This is a genomic window from Enterobacter sp. MEB024 (assembly GCF_030209635.1).
GTDB lineage: Bacteria > Pseudomonadota > Gammaproteobacteria > Enterobacterales > Enterobacteriaceae > Enterobacter > Enterobacter ludwigii.
The window spans coordinates 232,135-255,234 of sequence record NZ_JARVRQ010000015.1 but is presented as its reverse complement, the minus strand read 5'-3'; the positions used below and the strand labels follow the sequence as shown (position 1 = coordinate 255,234).

General features: G+C 53.3%; 19 protein-coding genes. 5 read left to right on the top strand and 14 right to left on the bottom strand.

What is annotated here, in order from left to right; all coding sequences use genetic code 11:
* On the bottom strand, window positions 1-780 hold the full coding sequence (gene cmoM, locus QRN24_RS21000; RefSeq protein WP_032677804.1) for a tRNA uridine 5-oxyacetic acid(34) methyltransferase CmoM: 780 nt from the start codon (window positions 778-780) through the stop codon (window positions 1-3).
* Window positions 781-904: 124 nt separating this feature from the next.
* On the opposite strand from cmoM, the gene elyC reads away from it, so the two are divergent.
* Window positions 905-1,684 carry an envelope biogenesis factor ElyC gene (gene elyC, locus QRN24_RS20995; protein ID WP_138013687.1) on the top strand — a complete coding sequence of 260 codons (780 nt, stop codon included), beginning with the start codon at window positions 905-907 and terminating at the stop codon, window positions 1,682-1,684.
* On the opposite strand, the gene QRN24_RS20990 is transcribed toward elyC, so the two are convergent.
* From QRN24_RS20990 to QRN24_RS20930, 13 genes are all read right to left on the bottom strand, one after another.
* Entirely contained in the window at window positions 1,661-2,554 is an 894-nt protein-coding gene (locus QRN24_RS20990) for a YcbJ family phosphotransferase (RefSeq protein ID WP_014169395.1), read from the bottom strand. The genes elyC and QRN24_RS20990 overlap by 24 nt on opposite strands.
* Before the next feature lie 141 nt (window positions 2,555-2,695).
* Complete coding sequence (gene kdsB, locus QRN24_RS20985; protein WP_113656733.1) at window positions 2,696-3,442, bottom strand: 3-deoxy-manno-octulosonate cytidylyltransferase; 747 nt, start codon at window positions 3,440-3,442, stop codon at window positions 2,696-2,698.
* Entirely contained in the window at window positions 3,439-3,621 is a 183-nt protein-coding gene (gene ycaR, locus QRN24_RS20980; RefSeq protein ID WP_006174474.1) for a protein YcaR, read from the bottom strand. Before ycaR ends, kdsB begins: the two co-directional genes overlap by 4 nt.
* A 45-nt stretch (window positions 3,622-3,666) precedes the next feature.
* A complete protein-coding gene (locus QRN24_RS20975; protein ID WP_044857922.1) occupies window positions 3,667-4,896 on the bottom strand; it encodes a winged helix-turn-helix domain-containing protein in 1,230 nt (409 codons plus the stop codon).
* A gap of 44 nt (window positions 4,897-4,940) precedes the next feature.
* Window positions 4,941-5,918: a tetraacyldisaccharide 4'-kinase gene (lpxK, locus tag QRN24_RS20970; protein ID WP_284943037.1), complete on the bottom strand. Its 978-nt coding sequence runs from the start codon at window positions 5,916-5,918 to the stop codon at window positions 4,941-4,943.
* The gene (gene msbA / locus QRN24_RS20965) at window positions 5,915-7,663 is read right to left on the bottom strand and encodes a lipid A ABC transporter ATP-binding protein/permease MsbA (protein ID WP_020884816.1); all 1,749 of its coding nucleotides are present in this window, start codon (window positions 7,661-7,663) and stop codon (window positions 5,915-5,917) included. The genes lpxK and msbA overlap by 4 nt, the downstream gene beginning before the upstream one ends.
* A 36-nt stretch (window positions 7,664-7,699) precedes the next feature.
* A complete protein-coding gene (locus QRN24_RS20960) occupies window positions 7,700-9,964 on the bottom strand; it encodes a ComEC family protein (RefSeq protein ID WP_284943036.1) in 2,265 nt (754 codons plus the stop codon).
* 215 nt (window positions 9,965-10,179) lie between these two features.
* Complete coding sequence (gene ihfB, locus QRN24_RS20955) at window positions 10,180-10,467, bottom strand: integration host factor subunit beta (RefSeq protein ID WP_008499965.1); 288 nt, start codon at window positions 10,465-10,467, stop codon at window positions 10,180-10,182.
* Window positions 10,468-10,638: 171 nt separating this feature from the next.
* Window positions 10,639-12,312, bottom strand: coding sequence for a 30S ribosomal protein S1 (rpsA, locus tag QRN24_RS20950; RefSeq protein ID WP_014169387.1), 1,674 nt, complete (start codon window positions 12,310-12,312; stop codon window positions 10,639-10,641).
* A 110-nt stretch (window positions 12,313-12,422) separates the two neighbouring features.
* Entirely contained in the window at window positions 12,423-13,106 is a 684-nt protein-coding gene (gene cmk / locus QRN24_RS20945) for a (d)CMP kinase (RefSeq protein WP_014169386.1), read from the bottom strand.
* 253 nt (window positions 13,107-13,359) lie between these two features.
* On the bottom strand, window positions 13,360-14,643 hold the full coding sequence (gene aroA / locus QRN24_RS20940) for a 3-phosphoshikimate 1-carboxyvinyltransferase (RefSeq protein WP_044857540.1): 1,284 nt from the start codon (window positions 14,641-14,643) through the stop codon (window positions 13,360-13,362).
* Between the two features lie 69 nt (window positions 14,644-14,712).
* A complete protein-coding gene (gene serC / locus QRN24_RS20935) occupies window positions 14,713-15,801 on the bottom strand; it encodes a 3-phosphoserine/phosphohydroxythreonine transaminase (RefSeq protein ID WP_025204554.1) in 1,089 nt (362 codons plus the stop codon).
* Between the two features lie 162 nt (window positions 15,802-15,963).
* Window positions 15,964-16,656, bottom strand: a complete 693-nt coding sequence (locus tag QRN24_RS20930; protein ID WP_020884820.1) for a DUF421 domain-containing protein — start codon at window positions 16,654-16,656, stop codon at window positions 15,964-15,966.
* A 127-nt stretch (window positions 16,657-16,783) separates the two neighbouring features.
* Between QRN24_RS20930 and ycaO the strand changes: the two genes are divergently transcribed.
* The 4 genes from ycaO (at window position 16,784) to pflA (ending at window position 23,087) form a co-directional block, all read left to right on the top strand.
* Window positions 16,784-18,544, top strand: a complete 1,761-nt coding sequence (ycaO, locus tag QRN24_RS20925; RefSeq protein ID WP_020884821.1) for a 30S ribosomal protein S12 methylthiotransferase accessory factor YcaO — start codon at window positions 16,784-16,786, stop codon at window positions 18,542-18,544.
* A 406-nt stretch (window positions 18,545-18,950) separates the two neighbouring features.
* Entirely contained in the window at window positions 18,951-19,808 is an 858-nt protein-coding gene (gene focA, locus QRN24_RS20920) for a formate transporter FocA (RefSeq protein WP_025204555.1), read from the top strand.
* A gap of 51 nt (window positions 19,809-19,859) precedes the next feature.
* Window positions 19,860-22,142: a formate C-acetyltransferase gene (gene pflB, locus QRN24_RS20915; protein WP_014169380.1), complete on the top strand. Its 2,283-nt coding sequence runs from the start codon at window positions 19,860-19,862 to the stop codon at window positions 22,140-22,142.
* A gap of 204 nt (window positions 22,143-22,346) precedes the next feature.
* A complete protein-coding gene (gene pflA / locus QRN24_RS20910) occupies window positions 22,347-23,087 on the top strand; it encodes a pyruvate formate lyase 1-activating protein (protein ID WP_020884823.1) in 741 nt (246 codons plus the stop codon).
* Window positions 23,088-23,100 lie beyond the last annotated feature (13 nt).

Below are 23,100 nucleotides of genomic sequence, written 5' to 3'. Positions count from 1 at the left end.
TTATCCTTGCATCTGCGGCTTGTGCGCGGTGACGTGAATATAGCGGCCAAGACTGACAAAAGGTTCCTGACGGCAATACCGCGTTTCCAATTCTGTTAAGGTGTCAAAACAGTCACGCTGTTTGTGTTTTTCACGCAGATAATCATGAAACACCCTGACGCCCGTTTTCCCGGTTATCTGCCAGCCAATCTCTTCCAGCCAGCCATACACCTGCTGCGGATCGCGCGGATAATCCGGGGAAAGCGTGCGTTTTTTCTTTTTTGGCATCCCGACCTGAACATAGTCGAAGTTACCCGCAACCATGTTGTGCATCAGGAAGCCGTTAGCATTGTAGAACATCAGTGACAGCGTACCGCCCGGGCGCAACATCGACCACAGGGTGCGTAACACGCTTTGCGGATCGGCAACCCACTCCAGCACTGCATGAAACAATATCAGATCAACCTGGGTTTCCAAATGCTGTGCGATGTCCTGAGCGGCGCATTGTATAAAATGCATGTTGTCGCTCACACCTTTCTCTTCTGCGGCACGCGTCGCACGCGCGATCATCTCAGCAGAAAGATCGCAAAGCGTTACGTGATGACCGCGCTGGGCCATTTTGATAGCCGTCTGCCCTTCACCGCCGCCAGCGTCCAGCACGCGCAACGTTTGCCCCTCAAACGAGGCCAGGATGTTGTCCAGATCCTGCCAGAGGATCGTCTGACGCAACTGCCCTTTCGTGGTGCCATAAATGTTGCGCGAAAACTTTTCCGCGATGTCATCAAAATTGCGATCCCGCATTGGGAGAGTTCCACTCGCTAACTGCAAAACCGCTATTTTGTCACACCCGCGCGGAGAATGAACCTCTCTGGTGTAATATCACGAGTAATCACCTGCTATATGGTTAAAAAAGGAACCAAAAAGGATGCTTTTTACCCTGAAGAAATACATTGGGGGGATGATGCTTCCCCTTCCACTGCTGCTTATCATCATTGCGCTGGGGCTGGCGCTGGTGTGGTTTAGTCGCTTTCAGAAAAGTGGCAAAACGCTTATTACCGTCGGCTGGCTGGTCCTCCTGCTGCTGAGTCTGCAACCGGTCGCGGATAGCCTGTTACGCCCTGTCGAAAACAGGTACCCGACATGGCTGGGTCATCAGGAGGTGAAGTATATCGTGGTGCTGGGTGGGGGTTACACCTGGGATCCGAACTGGGCGCCCAGTTCAAACCTGATTAACAACAGCCTGCCTCGACTGAACGAAGGCATTCGCCTGTGGCTGGCGAATCCGGGATCGAAAATGATCTTTACCGGTGCGGCGGCAAAAACAAACCCGGTCAGCACGGCCGAAGCCGGAGCCAGAGTGGCTGAATCGCTGGGTGTACCGCGTTCCGCTATCATCACGCTGGACAGCCCAAAAGACACTGAAGAAGAAGCTGCCGCCGTGAAGCAGGCGATTGGCGATGCTCCGTTCCTGCTGGTTACGTCCGCCTCGCACCTGCCGCGGGCGATGATTTTCTTCGAAAGAGTTGGCCTGCATCCCCTCCCCGCGCCGGCTAACCAGATGGCCATCGACGCGCCGCTTAACCCGTGGGAACGGGCGATCCCGTCCCCGGTGTGGCTGATGCACAGCGATCGTGTCGGTTACGAAACGCTTGGACGCCTCTGGCAATGGCTAAAAGGCGCGTCAGGCGAGCCAGGGCAGGAGTGATTTCGTGGCGAGATCGAAGTTGGCGCGATTAAAACGGCCAGTATTGACCAGTTGCGCCACTTCATCCCAGAGCAGATAGAGCCAGCGGCGCCAGAGAAACGCTTCTGCAACCGGCGCGCGCTGGAGATAATGCCAGAGTAACCCCTCTGCGGCCCCGCTGTCACTGAGCCTGAACAACTCGTACTCGCGCGGTGCCCAGAGCATGATCCCCGGCCCTACCATTGCCAGAAGCTGGTCGCTGCGAGGGTCTTTCAGCATGCTGCGCAGGGTAAAATTGCCGTGAACCAGCACGCAGTTGTCGTTAAAGCCGTCAAACAGCGCGGGCAAACACTCCCGGGTGCGGAACAAAATACGTTTGTCCTGCATGGTCAAACCGGTGTTATTAAACTGATTAAGGGTGCCCCACAACACTTCGACCCGCTGGCGGTACCACAGTGGCCACAGGTTTTCCTGGGTGCTGTCTACCGGGCCGACGAGCCCACCGCTGTCTTGTCTGTGCCAGCCTAGCAGCGCCTCGACAATCTGATCTTTCAGCTGCTCCCAGCGTTCCGGTGAACGAGCAGGCGCTTCCACAGGCACGCCACGTAACCGCTCAATCAGCAGGACATCGGGGCCGGGGTGTTCTTCATGCGTCATCACGCCATACACCGTCGGCATGCGGACGGTCCCTTGTCGCGCAAGCATCGACATTTTCCAGGCCAGCTGCCTGGCAACGCCCGGCGAGGTAAAACTTCGGGCCATCAGCGGCATTGGGTTTCCCTGGCTGTCATATAACGACCAGAGTGCGGTATCTGCTTTTTCGTTCACACACTCAACCCTGCTTAACTTCTCACCCAGCAGATGGCTCAGTTCAGCACGCAGCTGTTCCATATGAGATTACCCCCATTAAGACTACTGCTTTTATAATGAGCGCGCGGACAGAAGATGTCACCCGACAGAGATCAATTATGGAAAAGAAAGGGAAAATAACCGGGAGAGAACATCCCCCCGTAAGGAGGGATGCGGGCGCTATTAACGCAATTCGGCGCGGACGCGCTCAAGATCTTCCGGGGTGTCAACACCCGTACCTGGCACTTCCTGCGCAACGGCAACGTGGATTTTTTCCCCGTACCAGAGCACGCGGAGCTGCTCCAGCATTTCGATATGCTCCAGCGGGCTGGGTGTCCAGGTGACATAACGACGAATAAAGCCAGCGCGGTAGCCGTAGATCCCCAGATGACGCAGGAATGAATCACCAATGGTCTCTTTTGAAACCGCAAAACGATCACGATCCCAGGGAATAGTGGCGCGAGAGAAGTAGAGCGCATAGCCCTCGGCATCCATCACCACTTTCACCGCGTTCGGATTAAACGCCTCTTCAGCGTGGAGCACAGGTACCGCGAGCGTAGCCATACCGACCTGGCGCTGCGCCAGGTTTTCCGCCACCTGGCGAATAATGACCGCCGGGATCATCGGCTCGTCGCCCTGTACGTTAACGATGACCGTATCATCACTGAAACCGCATTTCTCAACCACTTCTGCCAGCCGCTCTGTGCCGGACTGGTGATCGGCGCGGGTCATGCACACTTCTCCGCCAGCCGCCTCAACCGCACGGGCAACGTCCGGATGATCGGTTGCCACGATAACGCGCTCAGCACCGGACTCACGCGCACGTTCAAGGACATGCACAATCATCGGTTTGCCGTTGATATCCACCAGCGGTTTACCCGGCAGACGGGTTGATGCATAACGCGCAGGAATAATGACAACAAAACTCATGGTTTGCTCTCTTCTGCCACCAGGGAGCGGGCTTCGTTTTCCAGCAATACCGGAATACCGTCGCGCAGCGGGAATGCCAGACTGTCCAGCTTGCAAATCAGCTCTTGTTTGTCCTGGCTGTAGTAAAGTTTGCCGTTGCACACCGGGCAGGCAATAATTTCAAGTAAACGGTGATCCATAGTTCCTCCGTATGGGTAATCGCTAAAGCTTAACACATTCCTTTTTCAGGGAGTGTCTGTTTCCCAGCCACGTCGACAGGTGCTAAACAACCCGTCAGGCACCCTACCCAGCGCCACGTCGTGGGCCCCCTGCCAGCATGCGAATTCGCTAATGGCGGAGGTTAATCCTTTTTCCAGCGCCGCGGTGGTCTTGATCCCCTCTTCAAGATAGAGCGCGATAATCTCCAGCGTGCCGGTTTTGCGGTGCATTTTGGCGTCCATTCGACCGACCAGTTGCCCTTTGTGCAGCAGAGGCAACACAAAGTAGCCGTACTGACGCTTTGGCGCGGGGGTGTAACACTCAAGCCGATAGCTGAAATTAAACAGCTGTTCGGCCCGTTTTCTGTCCCACACGACCGGATCGAAAGGCGATAACACCGCGCTGTGGGTTGCCTGAAGCTTACTGTCCAGAGCCTGGGGTAAAAGCGGGAGGAGATCCGAATGCAGCCACATGTCCCCGAGGGTTTCTACCGTGACGGGGATAACACGATGTTCACGCTGCCACATTTCCAGCAGCGGTTTCAGGGCCGGCTGGCGAAGGCGATAGTAATCCGCCAGCCACTGCGGCCGGAAAATGCCCAGACTGCGGGCGCTGTTCTCCAGCATGATGGCTTCCGCTGCCTCCTGGGTAAGTAAGTCACGCTCATCGTCCCAGTGGGGCATCACGCGGTGCGTCAGGTCATACACGCGCTGAAAATTACGCCGTTCAATCACCATGACTTTGCCGGACGTAAACAGTCCTTCAAGGTGGCGTTTGTGCGGCTTCCACTCCCACCAGCCGCTAGTCCCTTTTCTCGGATGTTCAAAATCGGCGGAACGTACAGGGCCGTTTTGCTGAATATGCTCGATAAGCTGTGCTATTTCAGTCGCGTGCTCCTGCATCCATTCCTGGCGGTATTTCCAGCCCATCTTTTCGGGGGCCAGCATGCGATGGCGAACCAGGGCAAAATCGCTGCGCGGCAGGAAACAGGCCTCGTGCGCCCAGTACTCCATTAAGTCCCCCTTACTGAGGGCGTCATCCAGCCACTGAGGCGGATAATTCCCCAGTCGACTAAACAGCACAAGGTAAGGGCTACGGGCCACGATATTAATGGTGTCAATTTGAAGGAGCGACATGCGCTGAACGGTAGAGAGAATATCGGCGGGCTGCGCGCGGCGGCGGGGCTTTTTGAGCAGCCCCTGTGCGGCAAGGTGCAAATGACGTGCGGCTGAAAGCGAGAGTTGCGGTAAAGACATGCGTTTTCCTGTCAGTCAAAGCGCCACCAGAACCGCGTAAGCCATTACTGCACTAACGCAATCAGTTCCTTGAGCAATTGTTCCGGTTGCTCACCGCTGAGTTCAGCGTCAACCGGCAGATACCACCAGTTATCCTTCGCAAAGGCGCGGCATTTCACCGCATCTTTTTCAGTCATGATTAGCGTCTGCCCCGGAGCTGTCAGGGCCGCGACCTGATCTGGCACCAGCGCCTGATGATCGGCCAGCGGAACGCGTTTTTCAAGCCGGGCACCACACTGTTCCAGCGTCGCGAAGAAACGCGGAGGATGACCGATACCCGCCATGGCTACCAGCGCGGGTAACAACGAGACAGCACGGCGCTCTCCGGTCAATAGATTCACCGCCATTCCCGGCCTGAGATGCATAGGGATCTCACCCGGTTTAGCCTCTCCACCGTTAACAATCACCGCATCAACGGACCTGAGACGCGAAGCGCGTTCGCGCATTGGTCCTGCGGGTAGCCACCAGCCGTTACCGAACCGGCGAACCCCGTCAATGACCACAATCTCTTTATCACGCGCCAGCGCGTAATGCTGCAGACCATCGTCAGTAATAATAATGTCTACCGTGTATTCGGCAAGAAGTGCCTGAATGGCATCACTGCGTACCGGGGAAACCGCAACAGGTGCGCCTGTACGCTGGTAAATCAATACTGGCTCATCACCCGCTTCAGCGGTCGTAGTTTCCGCGGTCAACAACAGGGGATACTGCGCCGCTTTTCCGCCATACCCACGCGATACCACGCCTGGGCGTATACCGCGTTTTTGCAGTTGCTCCACCAGCCAGATCACCACCGGTGTTTTACCGTTGCCGCCAGCCGTCAGGTTACCCACCACGACAACCGGCACCGGCGCGCGCCATGCTCGCTTTAACCCCAGGCGGTAAAGCAGACGAATGAGGCCGCTCACCAGGCCATAAAGCCAGGAAAGCGGCAGAAGCAGCAGCCACAGCGGTGATTCACCGGACCAGATGCGTGCAATCATTCGCCGAATTGCATCTTATGCAGTTGGGCGTAAACGCCGCGGTGCGCCAGCAAATCAGAGTGGCTTCCGCGTTCGACAATCACGCCATCTTCAACAACAACGATTTCGTCAGCCTGCTCGATAGTCGACAGACGGTGCGCAATTACCAACGACGTACGGTTCTTTTGCAGCTCATCCAGCGCCGACTGAATGGCACGTTCAGATTCCGTATCCAGCGCAGAGGTTGCTTCATCCAGAATCAGAATCGGGCTATCACGCAACAGCGCACGAGCAATGGCGATACGCTGGCGCTGGCCACCGGAGAGCAGTACACCGTTCTCACCGATAATGGTATCCAGACCGTTATCCATCTTGTTGATAAAGTCCATCGCATAGGCCATACGAGCGGCCTTTTCAATCTCTGCACGGCTGTACTCTTCTGTACGCGCATAGGCAATATTATTTGCCACCGTATCGTTGAAGAGATGCACATTCTGGGAGACCAGCGCCACCTGGTTACGCAGCGACTGCAGGGTATACTCCCGCAGGTCATGGCCATCCAGCAGGATTTCACCCTCGTCGATATCATAGAAACGGGTGATCAGGCTGGCGATGGTGGATTTACCTGAGCCGGAGCGGCCTACCAGCGCAACGGTTTTACCCGCGGGAATGGACAGGTTGATATTACGCAAAGCCGGCGTTTCGCGGCCAGGATAGGTGAAAGTCACATTGCGGAATTCAACATCGCCGTGGGCGCGTTCAATCTCGCGTTTACCTTCATCTTTCTCCTGTTCGGTATCCAGAATGCTGAACAGGGTCTGGCAGGCAGCCATCCCGCGCTGGAACTGAGCGTTGACGTTCGTCAGTGATTTCAGCGGACGCATCAGGGCAATCATCGATGAGAAGACCACGGTGATGGTACCTGCCGTCAGCGTCTCCATCACGCTCGGGAAGCTGGCCGCATACAGAACAAAGGCCAGCGCCAGAGAAGCGATCAGCTGGATGATAGGGTCAGAAATTGAAGAGGCCGAAACCATTTTCATCCCCTGCAGACGCATTTTGTTGCTGACTTTATCAAAGCGTTTGGTTTCGACTTCCTGCCCGCCGAAAATCAACACCTCTTTATGCCCTTTCAGCATCTGCTCAGCGCTGGTCGTAACTTGGCCCATCGTGTTCTGCATATTCTTACTGATGTTGCGAAAACGCTTTGAAACGACGCGAATAGCAATAGAGACAACCGGTGCCAGCACGATAAGGATCAGTGACAGCTGCCAGCTGTAATAAAACATCATGATGAACAGACCGATAATCGATGCACCTTCACGCACCACGGTAATCAGCGCGTTGGACGACGATGATGCCACCTGCTCGGAGTCGTAGGTAATACGTGACAGCAAGGTACCGGTAGACTGCTTATCAAAGAACGCTACTGGCATGCCCATCATGTGGCCAAACAGCCGACGGCGCATGGTCATAACGACTTTCCCGGAAACCCAGGAGATACAGTAGCTCGAAATGTAGCTGGTGATACCGCGTAAGATCATCAGTCCAATAACCACCAGTGGCATCCATATCAGCACTGAGCGATCTGTTTTACCAAAACCGTCATCCAGTAACGGTTTGAGAAGCGATAACATAAACGTATCGCTGGCTGCGTTGAGGACTAACGCTACACCCGCCACGATCAAGCCTGCTTTAAAAGGTGCAATCATCGGCCAGAGTCGGCGGAAGGTTTGCCACGTGGAGAGATCTTTGTCGTTATGCATTCAAAAAACCAGCATCTGTTGAAATAGCCGCATATTCTACCCGTTATCTCCGGGCGCGCCAAACCACTGATGATACCAACGCGGTAAATATTCATCACGTACGCGCTGTATTTGCCATCGATGTTGCGAGAATGTCACCGATATTTGTCCAGAATGGGGGGTATCGTGCCAGATATAGCCCTCTTTTCGATAACGTCTGATAACTTTTGCCGACGGAAAATGCCATGCGTTATAGCGGGCCGCAGAATCGAGCGCGATCCTCCCCTCTACCCGTTGCACCAGTGGCAATGATGAAGACGTATTGCTGCCATGATGGGGTACCTGTATCACAGTGGACGTCAGATGACGCCAGTAATGGCTAAGCATAGTCTGTTCCGCTTGCGCTTCAATATCCCCCGTAAGCAACGCACTCTGCTCACCATCGTCGATTTTTACCACACAGGAGCGATTGTTCCCCCTTTCGGAATAGCCCTCAGGTGGCCAGTGGACGGTGAAGGTTAACCCCTCCCATATCCATCTCTGCCCGCGAAAACAAGGCCGATGCTCCGCCCGATCTAACGGGCTTCTTATCCATAACGTGGGCCATGTTTTTTGCAGCGTCGCCAGGCCGCCCGCATGGTCGAGATGCTCATGACTGAGAATGACGCCTTCTGGTTGCAAATGGTGCCAGCGTAGCCACGGAATGATTAACTGCCGGGCGCTATCACCACCCGGCCAGGCGAGCCCGGTATCATAAAGAAGGGCTTTACCATGGCGTTCAATGACCATTGCCAGCCCCTGCCCCACATCCAGCATATGCAGTGTCCAGCCCTCACTCCGCACCGTTCGCCAGAGTGGAAATGCCAGTAAGACACTCCCTGCCAGACAAACTGCAGGAACGGATTTCCATGCATGAAAGCGCCAGCCGATAATGGCAAGCCAGGGCAATAACGTCAGGTATTGCCACCGTTCATCAACATTCTGCCAGCCATCCGGCAGGCGCATCAGCATCCAGAACAACCCCCCCAGGGATTTATCAGCTGCAAACCAGAGGGCACTTTCCAGCGCCGTCAGCGGCAACAGATGAAGCAACATGCCGGCCAGGATCAGCGGTACGCAGACAAAAGTGACCAGGGGGACGGCAAAGAGATTAGCCACCAGGGAAGAGAGGCTAAACCCATGAAAAATCAGCACCTGTAATGGCACAAGCAGAAGCAACATGCCGGTTTGCAGATAGAGCAGATTCAGCAAAGGCTGTAACCAGCGAGCCTGGTGCCCGCGAGGAAGAGGCAGCCACTGAAACCAGAAAATCAGCGCGGCGGCGGCAAAAGCTGAAAGGGCCAGACTTTGAGAAAGCACGGCTAAGGGATCGCTTATCAGGATTGCCGCGATACAGCAACACCACACCTGCCAGGGAGACCACTGACGGGCGCCAATGCGCAATGCCGCCAGCACGGCAAGTGCGATAACCGTTCGCAATGCGGGCGGTTGCAGCCCGGTAAGCCAGGCGTAGAAAGCGGCAAAGAGCAACCCGGCCAGGAGAGGAATCTGCCAGTGGATCCAGTGGCCCGGCATCAAAAACTGAAGCCCACGCACAAGTAACCAGACGATGGATGCGGCCAGCGCAATATGCAGACCCGAAATTGCCATCAGGTGCAACGTGCCGGTGTCGCGCATCAGATCTTTAATTTCCCGGGGCACCTCCAGACGTTCTCCCATCCCCAGCCCAAGCATAACCGCGCCCCAGTGAAAAGCAGAAAGTCGGTGTTGCAGTGACATCAGGTACTGAGCACGCAAGCTGCAGTTTTCATCGACGATTTTCGCCTGCGTGAAACGTCCGCTGAGCGTCTGGTGTCGGGCAAAGGCGCTTCGCTGGGGATCATATCCCCCGTCGTTTAGCTCGCCATGCACAGGCCGGAGCCTGAGCGTCATGGCCCAGCGCTGACCGGCACACACCTTTTGCGGCAGGTAATTGCCATACAGCGTCACGCCCGTGGATGCCCACCAGCGTTGACCATCGACACGCAGAATGTTGCCCTTATGCATTGTTGCACCATCGGTGGCCGTGATTTCTATCTCTGCCTGCACTGCTCCCGTCGTTAAATGTTGCATCGGCCAGACGCTTTCCTGCGCAGCAAGAAGACCCCAGGCACAAAATAACACCATGATCCCCATATACTTCAGGACGTTGTGTCGCTGGGCGGCCAGCGCTATCCCACCGGCTATCATTACCCACACGGTATGACGTTCAGGCAGGACAGGTAACCAGAGTAACGGCATGATCGCCAGAATGGCGCAAAGACTTATCGCGGGAATGCCCATTACTACCTCCCTGTTTGAGGGTGACAGTATGGAAGCAGGCAGGGTGAGTCGTCAGCCAGAAGAAACGCGGTTTACAGCGGGCGCTGAAACTTTTTTATCCGTTTGCAGAAAACAAAAGGAAAATTGCGCGGCATCTTCAGAATAAAAGCGACAGGCACAAAAAAAGCACCCGCAGGTGCTTTCTTTCGAACCCAGTTTAGCGCTGATGGCTAAACTCAGTTGCCGTAAATGTTGGCGCGATCGCGCAGTTCTTTACCCGGCTTAAAGTGTGGAACGTACTTACCTTCCAGTTCGACTTTATCGCCAGTTTTCGGGTTACGCCCGGTACGTGGAGCACGATAGTGCAGAGAAAAACTACCGAAACCGCGGATTTCAATGCGCTCGCCCTGGGCAAGAGTGGAGGCCATATGCTCCAGCATCTCTTTTACGGCATCCTCCACTGCTTTCGCAGGGATATGCGGTTGCTGACTGGCAAGTCTTTCAATCAATTCTGACTTGGTCATGATTCCTCCGGTTCCTTTCAAACCAATTAGCTGAACAGCTCATTAAACAAGGGCGGCCGTAGCCGCCCTTTGTTATTGATTACAGGACGAATCCTCTAATCTGTCAAGTTTGCTCCTCATCCTTCTCGCTGTAAATGCGTTACAGCTCAAAATGATGCGGACAACCTGATATTACTCGCCTTTAGCTGCTTTGAAAGCTTCAGCCATTGCGTTGTTAGAGAAGTTTGCATCTTCCTGTTTGTTAACAGTGGCGATTGCATCTTTCTCATCAGCTTCGTCTTTAGCACGAACAGACAGGCTGATTGCACGGTTCTTACGGTCAACACCGGTGAACTTAGCTTCAACGTCGTCACCAACGTTCAGAACCAGAGTCGCATCTTCAACGCGGTCACGTGAAGCTTCAGAAGCGCGCAGGTAACCTTCAACGCCGTCAGCCAGTTCTACGGTTGCGCCTTTAGCGTCAACTGCAGTGACTTTACCGTTTACGATTGCGCCTTTCTTGTTCAGTGCAACCCAGTTGTTGAACGGATCTTCTGCGAGCTGTTTAACGCCCAGGGAGATACGTTCACGCTCTGCGTCAACCTGCAGAACAACTGCAGCGATTTCGTCGCCTTTTTTGTATTCACGAACTGCTTCTTCGCCTGCAACGTTCCAGGAGATGTCAGACAGGTGAACCAGGCCATCGATGCCGCCGTCCAGGCCGATGAAGATACCGAAGTCAGTGATAGACTTGATTTTACCTTCAACACGGTCACCCTTGTTGTGGGTTTCCGCGAACTGCTGCCATGGGTTGTTTTTGCACTGTTTCAGGCCCAGGGAGATACGACGACGTTCTTCGTCGATATCCAGAACCATAACTTCCACTACATCACCAACGTTAACAACTTTGGATGGGTGGATGTTTTTGTTGGTCCAGTCCATTTCGGAAACGTGCACCAGGCCTTCAACGCCTTCTTCGATTTCAACGAAGCAGCCGTAGTCAGTCAGGTTGGTAACGCGACCAGTCAGTTTAGTACCTTCTGGGTAACGCTTAGCGATAGCTACCCATGGATCTTCGCCCAGCTGTTTCAGGCCGAGGGATACACGAGTACGCTCGCGGTCGAACTTCAGCACTTTAACAGTGATTTCGTCGCCCACGTTCACGATTTCGCTTGGGTGCTTAACGCGTTTCCACGCCATGTCGGTGATGTGCAGCAGGCCATCAACGCCGCCCAGGTCAACGAATGCGCCGTAGTCAGTGAGGTTCTTAACGATACCTTTGACTTCCATGCCTTCCTGCAGGTTTTCCAGCAGCTGATCGCGTTCTGCGCTGTTTTCGGATTCGATAACGGCACGACGGGATACAACAACGTTGTTACGCTTCTGGTCCAGCTTGATTACTTTGAACTCAAGCTCTTTGCCTTCGAGGTGCAGGGTGTCACGGACTGGACGAACGTCTACCAGAGAACCTGGCAGGAACGCACGAATACCATTCAGCTCAACAGTGAAGCCACCTTTAACTTTGCCGTTGATAACACCGACCACAGTTTCAGCTTCTTCGTAAGCTTTTTCCAGCGTGATCCAAGCTTCGTGACGTTTAGCTTTTTCACGGGAAAGCAGGGTTTCGCCGAAGCCGTCTTCTACTGCATCCAGAGCAACGTCAACTTCGTCACCAACCTGGATTTCCAGCTCGCCCTGGGCGTTTTTGAACTGCTCTGCCGGAATGGCGGACTCAGATTTCAGACCGGCGTCAACCAGTACTACGTCTTTGTCGATAGCAACAACAACACCACGAACGATGGAACCCGGACGGGTTTCGATTGTTTTTAAGGATTCTTCAAATAGTTGAGCAAAAGATTCAGTCATGTTTAATCTTCAGGTTAATATAACGTCCACCTGGCTCCGTGCCGGATGGGGTTGTTTCACATACCCGCCGTCAATCCATTGCAGCGGGGGTACTGCTAAATCGGTCGCAATTACGCGAGTGCCAGTTTTTGGCGCGCATATTGTAGCGCTTTTTCAATCACTTGCTCAATAGTTAAACTGGTTGAATCCAGAACTAATGCATCTTCTGCAGGAACAAGTGGGGCGACGGCGCGGTTACGATCGCGGTCATCGCGCTCTTTTATCTCGGACAAAAGGCGATCAAAGTTAACACTAAACCCCTTTTCCTGCAACTGAAGCATGCGGCGTTGAGCCCGTTCTTCCGAGGAGGCGTCGAGGAAAATTTTCACTGGCGCATCAGGGAAGACAACGGTTCCCATGTCACGCCCGTCAGCGATCAGACCAGGCAGTTCACGGAAGGCGCGTTGACGGCGCAGCAGTGCTTCACGCACGCGCGGGAAAGCGGCAACCTGTGAAGCGGCATTCGCCACGTCCTGAGTCCGAATTTCACCGCTGACATCTTCACCTTCGAGAATCACTTCCAGATTTCCGTTGGTTGAGATAAAGCGAACATCAAGATGGGTAGCCAGCGGAACCAGCGCGTCTTCGGAGGCCACATCAACATGGTGATGCAGCGCCGCAAGCGCTAACACGCGGTAAATAGCACCAGAGTCCAGCAGATGCCATTGCAATGCTTCCGCCATTGCCTTGCACAAGGTGCCCTTTCCTGCACCGCTTGGGCCATCAATGGTTATGACCGGGGCAATTGCCGTCATCTTTATCTCCTTAAACAGGCATACCGTTAACGTAAACGCCGCGCATTATACGCGCCAATGCCCACAATCGTTAACGTTGTGTGCAAAAACGCGAATTACAGGTATTTAGATGAAGAATTATTGCGCAATGATACTTCTACATCGTTCGCGTTGCTTGCAGGCGGCAGGCGCACATCTTCAGAAGTGTAGATCATCACGTCAATGAGTGGGAACGGTGTGAGCGCGCCAGCACAGAGGCTGGCGCGAAGGCAAATCAGGCAGGGGTACTGATACGCGCCAATTGCTCGAAGTAGTCCGGGAAGGTTTTCGCCGTACATTTCGGGTCGAGAATGGTCACAGGCGTATCGGAGAGCGCCACCAGCGAGAAGCACATTGCCATGCGGTGATCGTTATAGGTGCCGATTTCCGCAAATTGCAGTTTTGCCGGAGGCGTGACGCGGATGTAGTCTTCGCCCTCCTCCACTTCGGCGCCCACTTTACGCAGTTCGGTCGCCATCGCGAACAGACGGTCGGTCTCTTTTACGCGCCAGTTGTAAATGTTACGCAGCGTCGTGGTGCCTTTTGCGAAGAGCGCCGCCGTGGCAATGGTCATCGCCGCATCCGGGATATGGTTCATGTCCATATCGATAGCGTTCAGCTCGCCATGGGTGCAGGAGATGAAATCATCGCCCCAGGTAATCGTGGCGCCCATTTTTTCCAGCACGTCAGCAAAACGGATATCGCCCTGAACGCTGTTACGGCCAATGCCGGTCACTTTCACCGTACCGCCCTTAATCGCCCCTGCCGCCAGGAAATAGGAGGCAGACGAAGCATCACCTTCCACAAGGTAATGACCCGGAGACTGGTACTGCTGCGCACCGCGAACCACGAATTGCTGATAAGCGCGGTTCTCCACCTCAACCCCGAAGGTTTTCATCAGGTGCAGCGTAATATCAATGTACGGTTTAGAGACCAGGTCGCCTTTGATGGTGATGACCGTATCCTGTGGTGCCAGCGGCGCAGTCATCAGCAGAGCCGTCAGGAACTGGCTGGAGACGCTGCCATCCACGTCGACGTTACCGCCATTGAAACCACCGCGCAGACGCAGAGGCGGGTAATTTTCCTGCTCCAGATACTCAATCTGCGCGCCGCCCTGACGAAGGGCATCTACCAGATGGCCTATGGGACGCTCTTTCATGCGTGGCTCACCGGTCAGCACAATATTGTTGCTGCCCAGGCACAGGGCCGCCGCCAGCGGGCGCATCGCCGTCCCCGCATTACCCAGAAACAGTTCACGCTCTTCAGCCGAGCGTAACGCGCCGCCGTTGCCGGTCACTTCACAGCGGGTGCGGTCGTCAGACAGCGTGTAATGAACTCCCAACGCTTTCAGCGCATTGAGCATATGGCGCACGTCATCGCTGTCCAGCAGGTTTGTGAGGACGGTGGTGCCGTTTGCCAGAGCTGCCAGCAGCAGAGCGCGGTTCGAGACACTTTTTGAACCAGGCAGATTAATGGTGCCATCTACCCGCGCGATAGGTTGTAACGTCAGGGATTCCATGAAACTTAACTCTCAACTCAACATAATAAAAACCCCGCAGCAGGGCTACGGGGGTGAAAAACAGCGTAATTAACCGTGGCGACGTTCGAAGTCGATCATGAAATCGGTCAGGGTTTTAACCCCTTCCAGCGGCATCGCGTTATAGATAGAGGCTCGCATACCGCCTACAACACGGTGGCCTTTCAGCGCATGCAGGCCTGCAGCGAAGGACGCTTCAAGGAAGACTTTATCCAGGTTGCTGTCCGCCAGCTGGAACGGCACATTCATACGAGAACGGTTAGCTTTCGCGACATCGTTACGGTAGAAATCGCTCTTATCGATCACGCCATACAGCAGGTCGGCTTTCTGCTGATTGATTTTGTCCATCTGCGCCACGCCGCCGTTTTGCTTGAGCCATTTAAAGACCAGGCCAGAGAGGTACCAGGCAAACGTAGGGGGGGTGTTGAACATGGAGTCGTTATCGTTGAGGACCGTATAATCCAGAATAGACGGGCAAGACTGATGGGCTTTACCCAGCAAATCTTCGCGCACGATGACAATAGTCAAACCCGCCGGGCCGATATTTTTCTGCGCACCCGCATAGATAACACCGTAGCGGCTGACGTCAATTGGCGCGGACAAAATGGTAGAGGAGAAATCGGCTGCAACCACCACGTCTTTACCGAAGTTCGGGGTCTCGTCGATGGCAATCCCGTCGATGGTTTCATTTGGGCAATAGTGCAGGTACGCAGCGTTATCAGAGAGCTGCCATTCGCTCATCGGCTTCACGGCACGCAGGCCATCAACGGTAATTTTGGCGTCGATAACATTTGGCGAGCAGTACTTTTTGGCTTCTTTAACCGCACTTGCCGCCCAGTAACCCGCATCAACGTAGTCTGCCGTGGTTTTGTCGCCGAGGATATTCAGCGGGACGCCAGCAAACTGACCGCGGCCACCGCCGTGGCAGAACAAAACTTTGTAGTTTGAGGGAATGTTCAGCAGATCGCGAAAATCCTTTTCTGCCTCTTCCGCCACCTGAATAAACTCTTTACCACGGTGGCTGATTTCCATCACCGACGTACCCAGACCGTTCCAGTCACAAAGTTCCTGTTGAGCCTGTTTAAGCACGTCTGCCGGCAACATCGCCGGACCTGAACTGAAATTAAAGACTTGAGCCATTTCCCCTCACCACGCTAAAAGCAATAAGTTATAACTGTGGATATCGGTTTTATCATTCAGTGACACGCGCCGCAATGTCTAAAACTTATGACCGGTGAAATGTGTCCCGCGTCACACAATACAATCTGCCATCTCACTGCGGCAAAACCGACAATATGGCTGTCAGGTAAGGCGTTTGGCCCGGCTAACCTTCGTCCATTCCGGATTTGTACAGCGGGGACATAATTGATGATCGCCCGGTTGCATCGCCACAACATGGCTACATCTTATACAGGCATATTCGCCTGACTCAGGCACGGTCGTGAAACGCTCAATAAGCATATCCGGCAGAATACAGAGCCCCGGCTTCACCTCGTCGTCAGCATAGTAATAGACGCTGATTTGCCCGTTCGTTTCCATGATTGCCAGCCGCACCTGCCCGAGTTGTTCAACGCTGTTCAGACGCAGTTCCATAAAAAACTCGAACTCGGTCATGTTGGCACTCTGTACATTTTCCCAGGCCAGCCGCCCGTTCTCGACGATAACCACCGGCTTCCCTTCGAGAAGATCTTCCAGCTTTTCACTTTTCGACATCAGCCACATGACAAGCCGGTAAAGTAGCGCCAGTGAGACAAAAACGATAAAGACCGGCACCATCGGCACATCGTCGTAAAAGGCGACATCCCCCGCCGCTGAACCCAGCGTCAGAATAATCAGCACCTCAAAGAGGGACATCTGCCGGACACCACGCCGCCCGGTGATTTTGAGAAACAGGAAGACCAATACAAAGGTATACAGGCTGCGCAGGGCCACTTCGCCCAAAAATTCGGGAGGAACTTTATCAAACGCCATCCGCTGGAGATCAAATGCTTTCATTTTTCTATGCCTTAACAGTAAGTTACTGTCTGTAAGCATAGTCGAGTCTTTTATTTTCGCCGAAGATAGCACCTGTCACGCAAAACCCGTATCATTGCGCGCTTTACGTACGATAAAAGTGAACGCCATGACTCAAACGTTTATCCCCGGCAAAGACGCCGCTCTGGAAGATTCCATCGCTCGCTTCCAGCAGAAACTGACCGACCTGGGCTTTAATATCGAAGAAGCCTCCTGGCTCAACCCGGTGCCTCATGTCTGGTCCGTGCATATTCGCGATAAAGAGTGTGCCCTGTGCTTTACCAATGGTAAAGGTGCGACAAAAAAAGCGGCACTAGCCTCTGCGCTGGGTGAGTATTTTGAACGTCTGTCGACCAACTATTTCTTCGCCGATTTCTGGCTGGGTGAAACCATCGCCAACGGCCCGTTTGTGCACTATCCGAACGAAAAATGGTTCCCGCTGCCTGAAGACGACGCGCTGCCGGAAGGCATTCTCGACGCGCGTCTGCGTGCGTTCTACGATCCGGAAAACGAACTGACCGCCAGCATGCTGATCGATCTGCAGTCCGGCAATGAGGATCGTGGTATCTGCGCCCTGCCGTTCACGCGTCAGTCTGATGAGCAGACCGTCTATATCCCGATGAACATCGTTGGCAACCTGTATGTGTCCAACGGTATGTCTGCCGGTAATACCCGTAATGAAGCGCGCGTACAGGGGCTGTCTGAAGTCTTCGAACGCCACATTAAAAACCGCATCATTGCCGAATCCATCAGCCTGCCTGAAATTCCGGCTGACGTGCTGGCGCGCTACCCGGGCGTGGTGGAATCCATTGCCAGGCTGGAAGCGGAAGGTTTCCCAATCTTTGCCTATGACGGCTCGCTGGGCGGTAAATACCCGGTTATCTGTGTGGTGCTGTTTAACCCTGAAAACGGAACCTGCTTCGCCTCTTTCGGCGCGCACCCTGACTTTGGCGTGGCGCTGGAGCGTACCGTCACCGAGTTACTGCAGGGCCGTGGCCTGAAAGATCTGGACGTGTTTACGCCACCGACCTTTGACGACGAAGAAGTGGCCGAGCACACCAACCTTGAAACCCACTTCATCGACTCCAGCGGTTTGATCTCCTGGGATCTGTTTAAGCAGGACGCGGACTATCCGTTCGTCGACTGGAGCTTTGCAGGTACCACCGAAGAAGAGTTCGCCACGCTGATGGCTATCTTTAAGGCGGAAGATAAAGAAGTCTACATCGCTGACTACGAACACCTTGGCGTGTACGCCTGCCGCATTCTGGTGCCGGGCATGTCCGACATCTATCCGGCAGAAGATCTGTGGCTGGCGAACAACAGCATGGGCGCGCACCTGCGTGAAACCCTGCTGGCCTTGCCGGGCAGCGAATGGGAAAAAGAAGATTACCTGAACCTGATCGCGCAACTGGACGAAGAAGGCCATGATGACTTCACCCGCGTACGCGAGCTGCTGGGTCTGGCGACCGGTAAAGATAACGGCTGGTATACCCTGCGTATTGGTGAGCTGAAAGCAATGCTGGCACTGGCTGGCGGCGATCTGGATCAGGCTCTGGCCTGGACCGAGTGGACTATGGAGTTTAACCAGTCTGTCTTCTCTGCCGAGCGCACTAACTACTATCGCTGCCTGCAAACCCTGCTGCTTCTCGCGCAGGAAGACGATCGTCAGCCGCTGCAATACCTGAATGCGTTTGTTCGCATGTACGGTGCTGACGCCGTTGAAGCCGCCAGCGCAGCACTGAGCGGTGAAGCGCCGTTCTACGGTCTTCAGGCTGTGGATAGCGATCTGAAAGCCTTCCCGGCACATCAGTCTCTGCTGAAAGCGTATGAAAAATTGCAGAAGGCGAAATCCGCTTACTGGTCAAAATAAGCGCATATAACATTATCAGCTGTAGGCGTATTCAATCGTCTGGGCTATATTACGGGGCAATTTCATTGCCCCGTTTTTTATTTTTTTCGGCAATGACTGTTGATTGTAATAATAAAGTTAAATATGGGTAAATATAATAATATTTACCTGGGCTTTACTGTTACTTTTTATGGTAATTACTCCATATTAATTAACTGTTGCAGAGGTGGCCGAAAGAAATAATTCAACTCTTTTCATAACTTTTAAAATTTATTTTTATACGGATAATCAAATACTTACTCCGCTTTTGCTGTAAATCCATACACATTGCGGGCCTATAAGCCAGGCGAGATATGATCTATATCAATTTCTCTTCTATAATGCTTTGTTAGTATCTCGTCGCCGACTTAATAAAGAGAGAGTTAGTGTGAAAGCTGACAACCCTTTTGATCTTTTACTCCCAGCTGCTATGGCCAAAGTTGCCGAAGAAGCGGGTGTCTATAAAGCAACGAAACACCCGATGAAGACGTTCTATCTGGCGATCACGGCTGGTGTGTTCATCTCTATCGCGTTTGTCTTCTACATCACTGCCACCACCGGTACTGCCGCGATGCCTTTCGGCATGGCGAAACTGATTGGCGGTATTTGCTTCTCACTGGGACTGATTCTTTGCGTCATCTGCGGCGCCGACCTCTTCACTTCTACAGTGTTGATTGTCGTGGCAAAAGCCAGCGGAAGAATTACCTGGGGTCAACTGGCGCGCAACTGGCTTAATGTCTATGTTGGCAACCTGATTGGCTGTCTGCTCTTTGTTCTGTTGATGTGGCTCTCTGGCGAGTATATGACCGCCAACGGTGGCTGGGGACTCAACGTCCTGCAGACCGCAGACCACAAAATGCACCACACATTTATCGAAGCCGTTGCTCTCGGCATCCTCGCTAACCTGATGGTCTGCCTGGCTGTCTGGATGAGCTACTCGGGTCGTAGCCTGATGGATAAAGCCATGATTATGGTTCTGCCGGTTGCGATGTTTGTTGCCAGCGGCTTCGAGCACAGTATTGCGAACATGTTTATGATCCCAATGGGAATTGTAATCCGCAACTTTGCAAGCCCGGAGTTCTGGACTGCTGTTGGTTCAACCCCGGAAAGTTTCTCTCACCTGACTATTATGAATTTCATTACTGATAACCTGATCCCTGTCACTATCGGGAACATTATCGGTGGGGGTCTGTTAGTTGGGTTGACATACTGGGTCATTTACCTGCGTGGCGACGACCATCATTGATGGTTATCTCAGGCAGTAAATAAAAAATCCACTTAAGAAGGTAGGTGTTACATGTCCGAGCTTAATGAAAAGTTAGCCACAGCCTGGGAAGGTTTTGCGAAAGGTGACTGGCAGAATGAAGTAAACGTACGTGACTTCATTCAGAAAAACTATACCCCGTATGAAGGTGACGAATCCTTCCTGGCTGGTGCAACTGACGCGACCACCAAGCTGTGGGACAGCGTAATGGAAGGCGTAAAACTGGAAAACCGCACTCACGCGCCAGTTGATTTTGACACCTCCGTTGCTTCTACCATCACTTCTCACGATGCTGGCTACATTAACAAAGCCCTTGAGAAAATCGTTGGTCTGCAAACTGAAGCACCACTGAAACGTGCGATCATCCCGTTCGGTGGTATCAAAATGGTTGAAGGTTCCTGCAAAGCGTATAACCGCGAGCTGGACCCAATGCTGAAAAAAATCTTCACCGAATACCGCAAAACCCACAACCAGGGTGTATTCGATGTTTACACCAAAGACATTCTGAACTGCCGTAAATCTGGCGTTCTGACTGGTCTGCCAGATGCCTATGGCCGTGGCCGTATCATCGGTGACTACCGTCGCGTTGCGCTGTACGGTATCGACTTCCTGATGAAAGACAAATACGCGCAGTTTGTTTCCCTGCAGTCTGATCTGGAAAACGGTGTAAACCTGGAAGCGACTATTCGTCTGCGTGAAGAAATCGCTGAACAGCATCGCGCGCTGGGTCAGATCAAAGAAATGGCGGCTAAATATGGCTGCGATATCTCTGGTCCTGCAACCAACGCTCAGGAAGCTATCCAGTGGACCTACTTCGGCTACCTGGCCGCTGTTAAGTCTCAGAACGGTGCAGCAATGTCCTTCGGTCGTGTATCCACCTTCCTGGATGCTTACATCGAACGTGATATGAAAGCGGGTAAAATCACCGAGCAAGACGCTCAGGAAATGATTGACCACCTGGTCATGAAACTGCGTATGGTTCGCTTCCTGCGTACCCCTGAATACGATGAGCTGTTCTCTGGTGACCCAATCTGGGCAACGGAATCTATCGGTGGTATGGGTGTTGATGGCCGTACTCTGGTTACCAAAAACAGCTTCCGCTTCCTGAACACCCTGTACACCATGGGTCCTTCTCCGGAGCCGAACATCACCGTTCTGTGGTCTGAAAAACTGCCTCTGAACTTCAAGAAATTCGCCGCTAAAGTGTCCATCGACACCTCTTCTCTGCAGTACGAGAACGATGACCTGATGCGTCCGGACTTCAACAACGATGACTATGCTATCGCATGCTGCGTAAGCCCAATGGTTGTTGGTAAACAAATGCAGTTCTTCGGTGCGCGTGCAAACCTGGCGAAAACCATGCTGTACGCAATCAACGGCGGCGTTGATGAAAAACTGAAAATGCAGGTTGGTCCTAAGTCTGAACCAATCAAAGGCGACGTTCTGAACTTCGATGAAGTCATGGAGCGTATGGATCACTTCATGGACTGGCTGGCTAAACAGTACGTCACTGCCCTGAACGTTATCCACTACATGCACGACAAGTACAGCTACGAAGCCTCTCTGATGGCGCTGCATGACCGTGACGTTATCCGCACCATGGCGTGTGGTATCGCAGGTCTGTCCGTTGCGGCTGACTCCCTGTCTGCAATCAAATATGCGAAAGTTAAACCAATTCGTGACGAAGACGGTCTGGCTGTTGACTTCGAAATCGAAGGCGAATATCCGCAGTTTGGTAACAACGACTCTCGCGTTGATGACATGGCGGTTGACCTGGTTGAACGTTTCATGAAGAAAATTCAGAAACTGACCACTTACCGTAACGCTATCCCGACTCAGTCTGTTCTGACCATCACGTCTAACGTTGTGTATGGTAAGAAAACCGGTAACACCCCAGACGGTCGTCGCGCAGGTGCGCCATTCGGCCCAGGTGCTAACCCAATGCACGGTCGTGACCAGAAAGGTGCTGTTGCCTCTCTGACCTCCGTTGCTAAACTGCCGTTTGCTTACGCGAAAGATGGTATCTCTTACACCTTCTCTATCGTGCCAAATGCGCTGGGTAAAGACGACGAAGTACGTAAAACTAACCTCGCGGGTCTGATGGATGGTTACTTCCACCACGAAGCGTCCATTGAAGGTGGTCAGCACCTGAACGTGAACGTAATGAACCGTGAAATGCTGCTTGATGCGATGGAACACCCTGAGAAATATCCTCAGCTGACCATCCGTGTATCCGGCTACGCAGTACGTTTTAACTCCCTGACGAAAGAACAGCAGCAGGACGTTATCACCCGTACTTTCACTCAGTCCATGTAAGTGGAATTGACTGAAATCACGCGTTAAAAGGCGTACAATAAAGGCTCCACATACGTGGGGCCTTTTTAACACTCTCTCCATCACAGTCTCTTTCGTCCGCTATCTATACTCTATGGATAACAGCCAAAACAGACTTAAACACAGCCGGTTTTGAGCTGTGCATACACAGGCCCCGGACGGGCCGATGCTGGAGATATCACCGCAATGTCAATTATTGGTCGCATTCACTCCTTTGAATCCTGTGGCACTGTCGATGGCCCGGGTATCCGCTTTATCACCTTTTTCCAGGGCTGCCTGATGCGCTGCCTGTACTGCCATAACCGTGACACCTGGGATACGCACGGCGGCAAAGAAGTGACCGTCGAAGAACTGATGAAAGAGGTGGTGACTTATCGTCACTTTATGAACGCATCCGGCGGCGGCGTAACCGCTTCCGGCGGTGAAGCCATTCTGCAGGCCGAATTCGTGCGCGACTGGTTCCGCGCCTGCCGCAAAGAAGGCATTCATACCTGTCTCGATACAAACGGTTTTGTCCGCCGCTACGATCCGGTCATTGACGAACTGCTCGACGTCACCGACCTCGTGATGCTCGATCTCAAACAGATGAACGATGAGATCCACCAGAATCTGGTGGGTGTTTCCAACCACCGTACGCTGGAGTTCGCCAAATACATCTCCGGGAAAGGCATCAAAACCTGGATCCGCTATGTTGTTGTACCTGGCTGGTCAGATGATGACGATTCCGCGCATCGGCTGGGAGAATTTACCCGCGATATGGGCAACGTTGAGAAAATTGAGCTTCTGCCCTACCACGAACTGGGTAAACACAAGTGGGTCGCCATGGGCGAAGAATATAAACTCGATGGCGTTAAGCCGCCGAAGAAAGAGACGATGGAACGCGTGAAAGGTATTCTTGAACAGTACGGCCACAAGGTAATGTATTAAGAAAAGGCCCGGT

Bases quoted from the DNA above. Each gene is read 5' to 3' on its own strand.
- ycaO (WP_020884821.1), top strand. From the start codon at position 16,784: ATGACTCAAACGTTTATCCCCGGCAAAGACGCCGCTCTGGAAGATTCC.
- QRN24_RS20975 (WP_044857922.1), bottom strand. From the start codon at position 4,896: ATGTCTTTACCGCAACTCTCGCTTTCAGCCGCACGTCATTTGCACCTT.
- lpxK (WP_284943037.1), bottom strand. From the start codon at position 5,918: ATGATTGCACGCATCTGGTCCGGTGAATCACCGCTGTGGCTGCTGCTT.
- pflA (WP_020884823.1), top strand. From the start codon at position 22,347: ATGTCAATTATTGGTCGCATTCACTCCTTTGAATCCTGTGGCACTGTC.
- msbA (WP_020884816.1), bottom strand. From the start codon at position 7,663: ATGCATAACGACAAAGATCTCTCCACGTGGCAAACCTTCCGCCGACTC.
- ycaR (WP_006174474.1), bottom strand. From the start codon at position 3,621: ATGGATCACCGTTTACTTGAAATTATTGCCTGCCCGGTGTGCAACGGC.
- QRN24_RS20960 (WP_284943036.1), bottom strand. From the start codon at position 9,964: ATGGGCATTCCCGCGATAAGTCTTTGCGCCATTCTGGCGATCATGCCG.
- aroA (WP_044857540.1), bottom strand. From the start codon at position 14,643: ATGGAATCCCTGACGTTACAACCTATCGCGCGGGTAGATGGCACCATT.
- QRN24_RS20990 (WP_014169395.1), bottom strand. From the start codon at position 2,554: ATGGAACAGCTGCGTGCTGAACTGAGCCATCTGCTGGGTGAGAAGTTA.
- kdsB (WP_113656733.1), bottom strand. From the start codon at position 3,442: ATGAGTTTTGTTGTCATTATTCCTGCGCGTTATGCATCAACCCGTCTG.
- pflB (WP_014169380.1), top strand. From the start codon at position 19,860: ATGTCCGAGCTTAATGAAAAGTTAGCCACAGCCTGGGAAGGTTTTGCG.
- ihfB (WP_008499965.1), bottom strand. From the start codon at position 10,467: ATGACCAAGTCAGAATTGATTGAAAGACTTGCCAGTCAGCAACCGCAT.
- elyC (WP_138013687.1), top strand. From the start codon at position 905: ATGCTTTTTACCCTGAAGAAATACATTGGGGGGATGATGCTTCCCCTT.
- cmoM (WP_032677804.1), bottom strand. From the start codon at position 780: ATGCGGGATCGCAATTTTGATGACATCGCGGAAAAGTTTTCGCGCAAC.
- rpsA (WP_014169387.1), bottom strand. From the start codon at position 12,312: ATGACTGAATCTTTTGCTCAACTATTTGAAGAATCCTTAAAAACAATC.
- cmk (WP_014169386.1), bottom strand. From the start codon at position 13,106: ATGACGGCAATTGCCCCGGTCATAACCATTGATGGCCCAAGCGGTGCA.
- QRN24_RS20930 (WP_020884820.1), bottom strand. From the start codon at position 16,656: ATGAAAGCATTTGATCTCCAGCGGATGGCGTTTGATAAAGTTCCTCCC.
- serC (WP_025204554.1), bottom strand. From the start codon at position 15,801: ATGGCTCAAGTCTTTAATTTCAGTTCAGGTCCGGCGATGTTGCCGGCA.